A 12,367-nucleotide genomic window follows, 5' to 3' on the forward strand; every position below is an offset into this window, starting at 1 on the left:
CATATTGCACACATCCAGCCCACGTGTCAGCTAGTTGGGGGACACCGGCCCCGTTGACCCCCGCACGGTGAGATGGGTGGGCATGACCGCAAGGCGCCGGCTTGAGCCTGCGTGCAGGGGGTCGAGTTGCGCCAGGAGCATCGAAACAGCCACCCGCCCTGCCTGTTCAATCGGTGAAGCCATGGTGGTGAGCGGCGGATTGCAGAAGTCGGCGCCAAAGATATCGTCGCAACCCACAATGCTCATGTCTTCCGGCACGCGGATCCCGCGTTCCCTGAGGCGCTGCAACATGCCGATGGCCAGCAGGTCGTTGAACACGATGCACGCCGTTGCCCCGGTGCGCGCCGCAGCGTCGGCTGCTGCTGCCCCGGAGGTCGTCTTAGGCGTGAACGGCCCGACGCGGGACGTCGTCAGTCCCCTGTCGCGGCTTTCGTCTTCGAAGGTCTTCCAACGCTTGGCGTTCGACCATGACGACGCCGGGCCACCGACGTAACAGATCCTGGTGTGGCCCAGAGATGTCAGGTGCTCAAGCGCCTGGACGACGGCGCCCGGGGTATCGATGACGACCGTGGGGGCATTGGCTGATGACCGGTTGATGGTGACGATTGCCTGCGACGTTGCCGCTTCGAGTATCTGGGCGTCGGTGAGGCGGGAGGCGGCCAGGATGAACCCGTCAGCTGTCCGCTGCATCTTCTGGAGCGTATCGGCCTCCATTTCCGCAGACTCTTCGGTGTCAACCAGCAGCTGCGTGTAACCCGCTGCCTTGAGCTGGTTCTGGGTGCCCCGGATGATGTCGAAGTAGAACGGGTTGGTGACGTCGGGAACAAGGAGCGCGATGGCGTTGGTGCGCCCCGAGCTGAGTCCACGGGCTTGTGAACTGGGGACGTAGTTGAGCTCGGCAGCCACCTTTTCGATGCGTTCGCGGGTGGCCCTGTTGACGCGGTCGGGGTTGGACAGGGCCCGGGAGACAGTGGACGTGGCCACTCCCGCCAATGCGGCGACGTCCCGGATGGTGGGTGCGGATCCCCGCGCGTTTGTCTCAGCCATAGGAAGATTGCACCATTCATGGCAACTTTTGGCAACCGCTTGCCGCACCATTGCCGGACTCATAGACTCGATGCCGAAGCCCCTGTGACGTAGACCACTAACGGGCTGTGTATCCAAGGAGGAAACAATGAGGTTTGCACCATCAGCCAAACTTGCCGCCGTCGCTCTGACGGCGGCCCTGGCACTGACAGCGTGTGGGGGGAGCGACAACAGCAGCACGTCCAACAGCTCCGGGGGCGCCGTTGACGGAACGGGCAAGAAACTGAACATCCTGACCGGCGTCAACAACCAGTACCCCGAGCAGCAGAAGGAATGGTTCAAGGACATCGCCGCAAAGTTCAAGGCGAAGACCGGAGCCGACGTCGAGTTCGAGACCTTTGCTTCAGCCAACGATGAGCTGACCCGCATCCAGACTTCCGTTGTTTCCGGCCAGGGCCCGGACGTCTACAGCCTGGGCACCACCTTCACGCCCACCGCCTACGCCACCAAGGCCTTCGTGACGTTGTCGGAGGATGACTGGAAGAAGGTCGGCGGTAAGGACCGCTTCAACCCGGCCGCACTGGGCATTTCAGGTCCTGACTCCGAGCACCAGGCCGGCATCCCCTTCGTCAGCCGCCCGTTTGTCATGGCGTACAACAAGGACCTCCTCGCCGCCGCAGGAATCGAAAAGCCCGCAACCACTTGGGATGAGCTTGCCGAACAGGCCAAGAAGGTGACCAACGCAGGCACCGGAACCTATGGCCTGGCAACCGGGTACAAGGACAACTTCGACCCGTGGAAGTTCATCTGGGCCATGTCCGTGCAGGCAGGAAACCCCCTGGTGGACGGCGACAAGCTGAAGATGGATGACCCCACCGTCAAGAAAGCGTACGAGACCTACTTCGGCTGGCTCACCAAGGACAAGGTAGTGGATCCGGCAGCCATCGGTTGGAGCAACAGCAACGCCGTAGCGGCCTTCGCGTCCGGCAAGGCCGGATACCTGATGATGACCACATCCAGTTCGATCCCCACCCTGGACAAGTCAGCCATCGCCGGTAAGTACGCCTACTCCATCATGCCCACTACGGCTCCCGGGGAATCTTCCCCCAAGGGCGACGGCGACAAGGCCGCGAGCATCCTCTCCGGCGACAACGTAGTGGTTGCCGACTACTCCCAGCAGAAGGACCTTGCGTTCGCCTACATCGAGCTGATCACCTCCAAGGAAGAGCAGCTGAACTACCAGAAGATCTTCGGTGAGCTCCCTGCGAATGCCGAGGCACTCGCGTCACTGACTGATCCCAAACTGCAGCCCATCGCCGATGCCGCGAGCAAGTCGAAGGCAACCCCCTTCACAGGCGCCTGGGGCGATATCCAGCTGGGACTCCTGAACGTCACCGTCCGGTCCATTCCGGACCTGGCCAAGGGCTCTGTAGATAACGGCGCACTGGAGACACGGCTGAAGGATGCACAGTCCAAGGGCCAGGCCTCCCTCGACCGGGCCGCGAAGTCCTAGGCAGGGTTTCCCATGTCCACTGATTCCTTCAGGGAAATGAAAACCGTGGCTGGTCCGGCTGCCCGCGGGCAGCTGGCCCGGTCCGGGCCGACAGAACCAGCGCTCGACGCCGGTGCCTCACCAAACGCAGGCACAGGAGCCACCCAGCCGGCCGGCAATGGCCGGAAACCCGCCCGTCGCAAGGGCTTGAGTGAGCGCAACCGTCCACTGTGGATGCTGATCCCCGGCGGCGTCCTGATGTTCGTCATCATCGTGGTCCCGCTGTTCCTGGGCATCTACATGTCGGCGCTCAACCTCGACCAATACTCACTGCGCAAATGGGTCAGCGCACCGTTCATTGGTGTCGACAACTTTGTGGAGGCCCTGACTGATTCACCGCTGCTCCACTCGGTGTGGTTGAGCGTCAGCTACTCCCTGATCGCCATGGTGGTCACGTTGCCGTTGGGGATCGCCGCGGCTGTAGCCACGCAGAATGCCTTCAAGGGCCGCGCGCTGGTCCGTTCGATCTTCCTGATCCCGTACGTGTTGCCCTCCTTCGTGGTGGCAACGGTGTGGCGGACCATGTTCCAGCCGGACGGAGTGGTCAACTCGGCGCTGGGTGTCTTTGGCATGGACGGTGGATTGTGGCTCAACGGACCGCAAACGTATTGGACGCTGATCCTGGTCCAGATCTGGGCTTCCTGGCCGTTCATCTACCTGCTGGCCCTTTCCGGCCTGCAATCCGTGGACCACGAGGTACACGAGGCCTCCGCCTTGGACGGAGCGCTGTGGTGGAAGAAGCTGCGGTACGTCATCTTCCCCTATCTCAAGGGGCCGTTGGCACTCGCTTTCCTGATCGGCATGCTCCATCACATCAACAACTTCACGCTCCCGTTCGTGCTGTTCGGGGTCCCGGCGCCGTCCGACGTCGAAGTGCTTCCGATCCTCACCTACGTCACCAGCTTCCAGAGCTTCCGCTTCGGCCTCAGCGCCGCCATGGCGTTCGTGTCCTTGGTGCTGATCGCCATTCCGCTGTTCATCTACCTGCGCGCCGTCAAACTGGACGACGCAGAGACGCCGGGAGGCAAGAAGTGAGCGCATCAACCACCTCGGTCCGCGGCACGTCGCGCGGAGTCCCGGCCGGAACCACGTTCCGCCCCGGTTCCAGGCGGCAGCACGAAGTAACCCGTCTCCTGCCCGGCCCCATGCTGGCGATCATCCTGACAGTCCTGAGTGCCATCGTCCTGATCCCCGTGGCCTATATCTTCCTGGCCTCGGTCAACTCTGACATCGGCGTGGCAAATGGTGAGTTCTGGCCTTCCACGTTCTCCCTGGAGAACTACACCAAGATCTGGTCCAGTGTGGGCCTGGCGAAGGGCCTCGGCAACAGTGTCCTGGTCGCGGGAGCCACTGCGGTGGTTTCGGCTGCGATGTCCGTCTCCATTGCCTATGTCCTGGTCCGCTACCAGTTCCGTGGCCGGCTCTCCATCCTCCGCGGACTTCTTGCCCTGCAGTCGGTCCCGGGAACCCTGATGGTCCTTCCGGTCTTCGTGCTCTTTTCCTCGGCCGCCAGCTACCTTGGCGTACAGGTGATCGGTACGCAGTGGGGACTGTTCATCACCTACCTGACGTTCGCGATGCCTTTCTCCACCTGGGTGATGGTCACCTATCTGCGTGGGCTGCCACGCGAACTTGAAGAGGCTGCAAGGATCGACGGCGCCAGCAACCTGGGCGTCCTGGTCCGGATCATCCTTCCACTCAGCTGGCCCGGAATTGTGGTCTCGGGGATCTTTGCCTTCCTGCTCGGCTGGAACGATGTCCTTTTCGCCTCGGTGATGACCCGGCCCGACAGCCAGACGGCAGCAGTGGCCCTCCAGGTCTTCGGAGCCTCGCAGGAGGGTGGAGCGATTCCCCTGTACGGGCAAATGATGGCGGCCTCGCTCGTTTGTGCGGCGCCTGTCGTGATTCTCTACCTGATTTTCCAACGTTACCTAGTGGGCGGTCTCACCGCCGGAGGAGTTAAGTAGCAATGACCGGTCCAGCAACAGTCCAGTGGACGCTTTCGGGCTTCGGAGACGAGATCGACGACGACCCGGTCCTGCAGATCGCGGTGCTCCAGGCTTTGGGTGCGAACCACATCGAAGTCCGCAGTGCTTGGGGGACCAACATCGTGGACCTTGATCCCGAACAGTTGGCGGAACTAAAGAGGCTCCTGGATGCGGCAGGCATGGGAGTTTCGGCGATTGCTTCCCCCATCGGCAAGGTGGACGTGACGCTGCCGGTGGAACACGAGGTTGAACGCCTTCGCCGTGCAGCCAACGCAGCGCAAGTTCTCGGCTCCCGCTACATCCGCATCTTCTCCTTCTACTACGGAGAAGGCGTGGACGTGGACAGCATCCGGGACGATGTCATCGAGCGGATGCGTGCTCTGGCGGACGTCGCTGAACACTCCGGAGTGGTACTCCTGCACGAGAACGAGAAGGACATTTTCGGAGACACCCCCGAACGTGTGCTCGACATCATCGAGTCCGTGAACTCGCCGGCATTGAAAGTCGCGTGGGATCCGGCCAACTTCGTCCAGGTGGGCGTCAAGCCCTTCGACGAGGGCTATGCCAAACTCCGCCCCCACCTCGAGTACCTGCAGGTCAAGGACGCACGGTTCGCGGACGGCGTCGTGGTTCCTGCCGGTGAGGGCGACGGCGATCTGCTCCGCACCGTGGAGGCGTTGAAAGCGGACGGCTTCGAGGGATTCGCGAGCCTTGAACCACATCTGGCCGGAGCCCATGGCCTGGGCGGTTTTTCGGGACCGACCGCTTTCGGGATGGCCGCCCGGGCCTTTGCCAAAGTCGTTAACGAAGCAGGAGTGGAAACCAAGTGAGCACCGAAACGTCCAACCCTATCCTCAACGTCGCCATTGCCGGCTGCGGCACTATCGGGCGCACCCATGCGGCATCCGTCGCCGAAATCGGTGATCTGCAGGTCACGGCCCTGGTGGATGAGATCGCGGAAGCTGCAGACGCGCTGGCCCAGCACATAGAAGACCAGGGGGCGGCACGGCCGGCCACGTTCCGGAGTCTGGACGAAGCTTTCGCAGGTGCCGACGTCGATCTCGTCATCATTGCTACCCCCAGCGGACTGCACATCGAGCAGGCTCTGGAGGTACTCAACGCCGGCAAGCACGTGGTGATCGAAAAGCCCCTGGACGTGAACCTCAACCGCGCCGACGAAATCCTCGCTGCAGCGAAAGCAGCGGAAGAGAAGGGACTTGTAGCCAGCGTCATCAGCCAGCACCGCTTTGATCCCGCGAGCATCGTGGTGGACGAAGCCAATCGTGCGGGGCGCTTCGGCCGGCTGACATCGGCCATCGCCTCCGTGAGCTGGTACCGCAGCCAGGGCTACTACGACTCCGGCGCCTGGCGTGGCACCTGGGCCATGGACGGGGGAGGGGCAGTGATGAACCAGGGCGTCCACACCGTCGATCTCCTGCTGTGGTTCCTGGGCACCCCGGTCGAAATCAGTGCCAAAACGGCCCTCCTGGCACACACCGGCGTTGAAGTCGAGGACACCGCGGTGGCCACCGTGACCTTTGAATCGGGTGCCCTCGCAGTACTTCACGCCACCACCGCCGCCTACCCGGGGCTGAGCGTCAGGCTGCAGGTCATGGGCAGCATGGGATCAGCCGTCATCGACAGCGACAACCTCCAGTTCTTCCACACTGCGGCCTCAGAAGAAGAGACACAGAGCGGACCGATGGGGATGCCCGGCGCCAGCAACCAGGCTGAGGCGGAACTGGCCAGGTTCGCGGACCCGGCACCGCAGGCAAAGCTGGACCCTACCCTCTATCCCGCCGGCCACATCCGCCAATACCGGGACGTGGTGGACGCCATCAGGAACGGCCGGCCGGCAGGCGTCACCATCCAGGATGCCGTCACGGCATTGGCCACGGTACGCGCGCTGTACGTTTCGGCCACACTTGGCCGCCCCGTGCTCATCGCCGACGTGGTTGCAGGCAAGTACAACGACGTTGAGGTTCGGACCGGCAACGGCCACTTTGAGGAGGTCACGGCATGAAATTCTCGGTCTTCACGGCCTCCACACCGGAATGGTCACCGCAGGAAGCTGCGACGGAGCTGGCGGCCCAGGGCTGGCACGGCATCGAATGGCGGGTCACCGACCAGGCTGATTCGCCCGAACCCGGCTTCTGGGCAGGGAACATGGCCACCTGGCCCATGACCGGCCTTGAGGATTCGCTGCCGGAGATTGCCCGGGTCACCACGGATGCCGGATTGGAGTACTCCGGCCTGGGCGGTTACGCCCGCTGCGACAATCACGACGGCGTGGAGCGCGTTCTTGCCGCCACCGCCGCTTTGGGCGCACGCCAGGTCCGGGTCAACGTCCTGCCGCTCGGGAACTCCACCATGGGGGGCGGCGAGCCCAGCGGCCTGTCCTACCCTGAGCTGTTTGCGGCCACCCGGGAACACTACGAGTGGGTGGCCGAACGCGCCGCGCACCATGGCGTCAAGGCACTCGTGGAACTGCACCACGGCACGGTGACGGCCTCGGCATCATCGGCCCGCAGGCTCCTGGAAGGCCTGGACCCGCAGCACGTTGGAGTCATTCATGACCTGGGCAACCTGTTGATCGAAGGCTTGGAATCACCTTTGCCCGCCCTGCAGTTGCTCGGCCCGTATCTTGCCCACATCCACGTCAAGAATGCCCGGTGGATCCGTACGGAGGAACGTGACGAAGCCGGAGCTGCTGTTTGGGTGAATGAGTGGGCGCCGCTGGCCGAGGGGCAGGGGAGCGTCCTTGGCTACTTCAAAGCCTTGGCCGAGGTGGGCTACGACGAATGGGTAACAGTAGAGGACTTCTCCACGGACGTCCCGCTCACTGCACGCACCGCCGGAAACCTGCAGTACCTGCGCCGGGTAGCAGAGCTGGCCGGACTGTCAGTTCCTGCCAGCGCCGATCTCTCCGCCGGTTCCATCCCGAAAGGCTGACCATGTCCCATTCCCTTGCCACCCATCCCGACCGCCTCCTTCCAGCGGATCCGGGGACGCGCAGCATCGCGCGTTCCTTGCTGGGGCGTGTCCAGGACCTGCCCATCATTTCCCCGCATGGCCACGTGGACGCGGCAGTGATCGAACAGAACACGCCGTTCCCGGATCCCGCGGCATTGCTGGTCACCCCGGACCACTACGTGACGCGACTGATTCATGCTTCCGGTGTTCCGCTGGAAAAGCTGCAGCCGCAGGCGGGGGCGCGCAGTATCTGGCGGTCCTTCTGTGAGGCGTGGCCCTTGTTCGATGGCACCGCCTCCGGGTACTGGCTGCGGACGCAGTTCGAGTCGGTTTTTGGGTGGCGGGGGGAGTTGTCCGCGGAGACCGCGGACGCGAGCTTCGATGCCATTTCCGCCAAGCTGGTGGAGCCTGGGTTCCGTCCCCGGGAATTGTTCAAGGACTTCAATATTGAGGTCCTCGCCACCACCGATGATCCCCTTGACTCGTTGGACAGCCATGCCGCCTTGGCCGCTGATCCGTCCTTCCACGGCCGCGTGCTGCCGACTTTCCGCCCGGACGCGTATATCAACATCGCGCACCCGGCGTGGGCGGCCAACGTCGATCGGCTCGTTGCCGAAGCGTCCGACGGCGGCACAGGTTACCGGGGATACGTCACCGCCTTGGAGAACCGCCGTCGTTATTTCGTGGATCACGGGGCAGTGTCCGCAGATCATGGCGTGAGGACACCGGCAACCCTGAAACTGGACGAGGCCGAAGCGGAGGCCCTGTTCGACAAGGCCCGTGCCGGCCTCGCCACGGCCTTGGATCGTGATGCCTTCGAAGCCCACATGATGTACCAGATGGCAAGGATGTCGGTGGAGGACGGGCTGGTGATGACCATCCATCCAGGCTCCTTCCGGAACCACCACCAGCCCACGTTCGAAGCCTTCGGCGCCGACACGGGCCACGACATCCCGTTCGCCGTCAATTACACCGAAGCGGTCCGGCCGTTGCTGCAGGACTTCGGCACTGCCAAGGACTTCCATTTGGTGTTGTTCACGCTCGATGAGACCGTCTTCTCCCGCGAACTCGCACCACTGGCAGGCTTTTACCCCTCGGTCTACATCGGGGCGCCCTGGTGGTTCCTTGACGCCCCGGATGCCATGCTCCGGTTCCGCTCAGCCGTCACGGAAACAGCAGGTTTCTCCAGGTCATCCGGGTTCATCGATGACACCCGCGCCTTCTGCTCCATCCCCGCCCGGCACGACGCCTCACGACGGATCGAGGCCTCGTTCCTGGCACGGCTCGTTGCCGAGCACCGCATCAGTGAGGACCGCGCACACGAGTTGATTGTCGACGTCGTCGATTCTTCCCCGCGAAGGGTCTTCAAACTGTGAGTGCCCAGACGACCCCGCGGCTCAGCCGCGCCAGCGCGTTTCCGGGGCAAGCCACACCGCCGGTCCGGATAGTGCACCTTGGCCTGGGGGCGTTTCACCGCTCCCACCAGGCCTGGTACACCCATCACGCCGGCGATGCCGCTGACTGGGGCATCGCGGCCTTCACCGGACGCAGGCCCGACGCGGCTGACCTGCTGGCCGGGCAGGACGGTGTATTCACTGTGGTGGAGCGCTCGGGCGCGGGCGACACCTTCGAGGTCATCGGCAGCATTGTGGAAGCCGTGGATGGTTCCGACATCGGGCGGCTGGCCGGGCTTCTGGCCGCACCCGCCACGGTTGTGGTCACGCTGACCATCACGGAAGCGGCGTATGCGGCGGTTGGCGCGGAAACGCCGCTGGCCCGTCTGGTCACGGCGCTCGCTGCCCGCAAGGACGCCGACGCCGGTCCGATCGCCGTGGTCAGCTGCGACAACCTTGCGGAAAACGGCCTGGTTGCCGGGAAGGCGGTGCGGGCCCTTGCAGAGGCGACTGACCCGGCCCTGGGCGAATGGATCAATGCCAACGTGAGCTTTGTCGGTACCTCCGTGGACCGGATCACGCCGCGCACCACTCCGGAGGACCTTGCGGAAGTGGCCGAACAGTGCGGCTACCGGGATGAGGCCGCCGTGGTGGCTGAACCCTTCCACAACTGGATCCTCAGCGGTGACTTTCCGGGCGGCCGTCCTCGGTGGGAGGATGCCGGCGCGGTTTTCGTGGACGACATTGAGCCCTACGAAAACCGTAAGCTCTGGCTCCTCAACGGAGCGCACTCAATCCTTGCCTATGCTGGCTTGGTCCGGGGCCACACAACCGTGGCAGAAGCGCTGTCCGACGGGACCTGCAGGGCCGCCGTGGAGGCATTTTGGGATGAAGCATCCCGCCATCTGCCCGGCGAAGGCCTGGATATTCCCGGATACCGCAGGGCCCTCCTGGACCGCTTTGGCAACTCGCGGATTGCCCATCATCTGGCGCAGATTGCCATGGACGGAACCACCAAATTGCGTATGCGCGCCCTGCCTGTCCTGGCCGCTGAACGTGCCCTTGGCCGTTCAGGAGACGGCGCTGCCCGCATGATCGCGGCCTGGGCCGCGTACTTGTCCGCGGCTGAAGACTTCCAGGACCCCCTGGCAGACGACATCAAAACCGCAAAGACGCTCGACGGCGAACAACGCACCGCTGCGCTGCTGGCACTCCTCAGCCCAGGGCTGGCCGGGGACAGTGCCTTGGTTTCCCATGTTCACCGGCAGCAAGACGCCATCGCCGCTGCCCGCACCCACGCATAGCCATTGGAAGGAATGCCACACCATGAAAATCGTTGCCGCTGAAGTCTTCGTGACCAGCCCGTCCCGCAACTTCGTCACCCTGCGCATCACCACCGAGGACGGTGTGACGGGCATCGGGGACGCGACGCTCAACGGCCGTGAACTCGCCGTTGCCGCGTACCTGAAGGAACACGTCGCGCAGCTTCTGATCGGTAAGGACCCGCACCGGATCGAGGACACCTGGCAGTTCCTGTACCGCAGCTCCTACTGGCGCCGTGGCCCCGTCACCATGGCGGCGATTGCCGCCGTCGACATGGCTCTGTGGGACATCAAGGGCAAGGTCGCCGGGATGCCGGTCTACCAACTGCTGGGCGGGGCTTCCCGTAATGGGCTGCGCGCTTACGGCCATGCTTCGGGGGCGGACATTCCGTCGCTGTTCGACTCGGTCCGGGAGCACTTGGAGTTGGGCTACAAGTCCATCCGTATCCAGACCGCGATCCCCGGTATCAAGGCCGTCTACGGTGTGGCCGCGCAGGCGCAAGCCTCTGGCGAGCGTTACGACTACGAGCCCGCCGGACGCGGTGCCTTCCCGCAGGAAGAGGACTGGGACACCCGCGCGTACCTCCGCCACCTGCCCACCGTTTTTGAAGCGGTGCGCAACGAGTTCGGTCCGGAAATCCCGCTGCTGCACGACGGCCACCACCGCATGACCCCCATCCAGGCCGCCAAACTCGGCAAGGCCCTGGAGCCTTACGACCTTTTCTGGCTGGAGGACTGCACTCCTGCCGAGAACCAGGAAGGCCTGCGCCTGGTCCGGCAGCACACCACCACCCCGCTGGCCATTGGCGAAATCTTCAATACCGTGTGGGACTACCAGACCCTCATCAAGGAACAGCTGATCGACTACGTGCGGGCGGCCTCCACCCACTTCGGTGGCATCTCACCGCTGAAGAAGGTCATGGACTTCGCTGCGCAGTACCAGATCAAGTCCGGCTTCCACGGCCCCACGGACATTTCCCCGGTGGGCTTCGCCGCGCAGCTGCATGTGGGCCTGGCCATCCACAACTACGGCATCCAGGAATACATGCAGCACTCGGACAAGACCAACGAGGTCTTCCAGCAGTCCATGACCTTCAAGGACGGCTACCTGCACCCCGGCGACAACCCCGGCATCGGCGTCGAATTCAATGAGGAGGCCGCTGCCGCATTCCCGTACCAGCAGGCCTACCTGCCCTACAACCGCCTCGTGGACGGCACCGTTCATGACTGGTAAACCTCTGTCCCGTGCGAGCGCCTATCACCACATCGTGGTGATGGGCGTCGCAGGCTGCGGAAAGAGCACCGTGGGTGCGGCCCTCGCCGAACGCCTCGGCGCTGGATTCCTCGACGGCGATTCGCTGCACCCGCAGGCGAACATCGACAAGATGGCAGCGGGTACCCCGCTGAACGACGACGACCGCGCACCATGGCTGGCCGAGATCGGCAGGCGATTCCCGGCGTCGGAATCTTCTCTTGTCATCGCGTGCAGCGCGCTAAAGCGCTCCTATCGGGACATCATCCGCAGCGCCGACCCGTCCGTGGTCTTCGTGCACCTGCAAGGGACGCGCGAACTGCTGGACGCCCGGATGAAGGCGCGGCCCGGGCACTTCATGCCGCCTTCGTTGCTGGACTCCCAACTGGCCACGCTGGAAATCTTGCAGAATGACGAAGCCGGGGTAGTGGTGGACATCGCACAGCCCGTCGAGGACATCGTGAATGAGGTGGACTCAGCGCTGGCTGGCCTGGATACCCCAACAACGGAGCGCGTCTGAATCGCCATTGTCCTTCCCTGCCACCGCGGAGCAACACCTCAAACCCGGCATCGCCCACCAGGCGGTGCCGGGTTTTGTTGTTCCGGAGAGTGACGCGGGTCATTGTGAACGCTAACAACGTTGTAAATCAAGACTTTGGCGAAGGGGCGCCGCCTGCAACCAATTCGTGATCTACAGCACTTGACCCCGGGCATTGTTAGCGTTCACAATGGCATTCGCAATACCTTTTCAATGGCTTGTGCAGCCCCCAGCACGCAGGCCACATCCAGCTTCACCGTGCCGGACGCGCAGATGCTCCGGCTGCATCAGAGTTCGCGGCACTGCTGCCGCGGAAGGAGAG

General features: G+C 63.8%; 11 protein-coding genes. 10 read left to right on the forward strand and 1 reads right to left on the reverse strand.

Features of this window, described 5'->3' with window-relative positions:
- Positions 1 to 30: 30 nt before the first annotated feature.
- The gene (locus ACNAOU_RS02450) at positions 31 to 1,047 is read right to left on the reverse strand and encodes a LacI family DNA-binding transcriptional regulator (RefSeq protein ID WP_018779466.1); all 1,017 of its coding nucleotides are present in this window, start codon (positions 1,045 to 1,047) and stop codon (positions 31 to 33) included.
- A gap of 127 nt (positions 1,048 to 1,174) precedes the next feature.
- Between ACNAOU_RS02450 and ACNAOU_RS02455 the strand changes: the two genes are divergently transcribed.
- Genes ACNAOU_RS02455 through ACNAOU_RS02500 form a run of 10 tightly spaced genes read left to right on the forward strand, consistent with a single transcriptional unit; the run spans position 1,175 to position 12,027 of the window.
- Positions 1,175 to 2,539: an ABC transporter substrate-binding protein gene (locus ACNAOU_RS02455; protein ID WP_422757936.1), complete on the forward strand. Its 1,365-nt coding sequence runs from the start codon at positions 1,175 to 1,177 to the stop codon at positions 2,537 to 2,539.
- A 12-nt stretch (positions 2,540 to 2,551) separates the two neighbouring features.
- On the forward strand, positions 2,552 to 3,613 hold the full coding sequence (locus ACNAOU_RS02460; protein ID WP_039239471.1) for a carbohydrate ABC transporter permease: 1,062 nt from the start codon (positions 2,552 to 2,554) through the stop codon (positions 3,611 to 3,613).
- Positions 3,610 to 4,545, forward strand: a complete 936-nt coding sequence (locus ACNAOU_RS02465) for a carbohydrate ABC transporter permease (protein WP_018779463.1) — start codon at positions 3,610 to 3,612, stop codon at positions 4,543 to 4,545. Before ACNAOU_RS02460 ends, ACNAOU_RS02465 begins: the two co-directional genes overlap by 4 nt.
- Positions 4,546 to 4,547: 2 nt before the next feature.
- Positions 4,548 to 5,396 (forward strand): sugar phosphate isomerase/epimerase family protein, encoded by an 849-nt coding sequence (locus ACNAOU_RS02470; RefSeq protein ID WP_189076702.1) that lies wholly within the window; start codon positions 4,548 to 4,550, stop codon positions 5,394 to 5,396.
- A complete protein-coding gene (locus ACNAOU_RS02475) occupies positions 5,393 to 6,589 on the forward strand; it encodes a Gfo/Idh/MocA family protein (RefSeq protein ID WP_018779461.1) in 1,197 nt (398 codons plus the stop codon). The genes ACNAOU_RS02470 and ACNAOU_RS02475 overlap by 4 nt, the downstream gene beginning before the upstream one ends.
- Positions 6,586 to 7,518: a sugar phosphate isomerase/epimerase family protein gene (locus ACNAOU_RS02480; RefSeq protein WP_422757937.1), complete on the forward strand. Its 933-nt coding sequence runs from the start codon at positions 6,586 to 6,588 to the stop codon at positions 7,516 to 7,518. Before ACNAOU_RS02475 ends, ACNAOU_RS02480 begins: the two co-directional genes overlap by 4 nt.
- Positions 7,519 to 7,520: 2 nt before the next feature.
- Entirely contained in the window at positions 7,521 to 8,915 is a 1,395-nt protein-coding gene (gene uxaC, locus ACNAOU_RS02485) for a glucuronate isomerase (RefSeq protein WP_189076700.1), read from the forward strand.
- Positions 8,912 to 10,237, forward strand: coding sequence for a mannitol dehydrogenase family protein (locus ACNAOU_RS02490; protein ID WP_189076699.1), 1,326 nt, complete (start codon positions 8,912 to 8,914; stop codon positions 10,235 to 10,237). The genes uxaC and ACNAOU_RS02490 overlap by 4 nt, the downstream gene beginning before the upstream one ends.
- Positions 10,238 to 10,259: 22 nt before the next feature.
- Positions 10,260 to 11,489, forward strand: a complete 1,230-nt coding sequence (gene manD / locus ACNAOU_RS02495) for a D-mannonate dehydratase ManD (protein ID WP_039239482.1) — start codon at positions 10,260 to 10,262, stop codon at positions 11,487 to 11,489.
- A complete protein-coding gene (locus ACNAOU_RS02500; protein ID WP_416429985.1) occupies positions 11,479 to 12,027 on the forward strand; it encodes a gluconokinase in 549 nt (182 codons plus the stop codon). Before manD ends, ACNAOU_RS02500 begins: the two co-directional genes overlap by 11 nt.
- Positions 12,028 to 12,367 lie beyond the last annotated feature (340 nt).

It is taken from the genome of Paenarthrobacter sp. C1, assembly GCF_049315185.1.
In the GTDB taxonomy this organism is placed as follows: domain Bacteria; phylum Actinomycetota; class Actinomycetes; order Actinomycetales; family Micrococcaceae; genus Arthrobacter; species Arthrobacter nicotinovorans.

Excerpts from the sequence above, each read along its gene's own strand:
- ACNAOU_RS02500 (WP_416429985.1), top strand. The coding sequence starts at position 11,479 with ATGACTGGTAAACCTCTGTCCCGTGCGAGCGCCTATCACCACATCGTG.
- ACNAOU_RS02470 (WP_189076702.1), top strand. The coding sequence starts at position 4,548 with ATGACCGGTCCAGCAACAGTCCAGTGGACGCTTTCGGGCTTCGGAGAC.
- ACNAOU_RS02460 (WP_039239471.1), top strand. The coding sequence starts at position 2,552 with ATGTCCACTGATTCCTTCAGGGAAATGAAAACCGTGGCTGGTCCGGCT.
- ACNAOU_RS02450 (WP_018779466.1), bottom strand. The coding sequence starts at position 1,047 with ATGGCTGAGACAAACGCGCGGGGATCCGCACCCACCATCCGGGACGTC.
- ACNAOU_RS02455 (WP_422757936.1), top strand. The coding sequence starts at position 1,175 with ATGAGGTTTGCACCATCAGCCAAACTTGCCGCCGTCGCTCTGACGGCG.
- manD (WP_039239482.1), top strand. The coding sequence starts at position 10,260 with ATGAAAATCGTTGCCGCTGAAGTCTTCGTGACCAGCCCGTCCCGCAAC.
- ACNAOU_RS02480 (WP_422757937.1), top strand. The coding sequence starts at position 6,586 with ATGAAATTCTCGGTCTTCACGGCCTCCACACCGGAATGGTCACCGCAG.
- uxaC (WP_189076700.1), top strand. The coding sequence starts at position 7,521 with ATGTCCCATTCCCTTGCCACCCATCCCGACCGCCTCCTTCCAGCGGAT.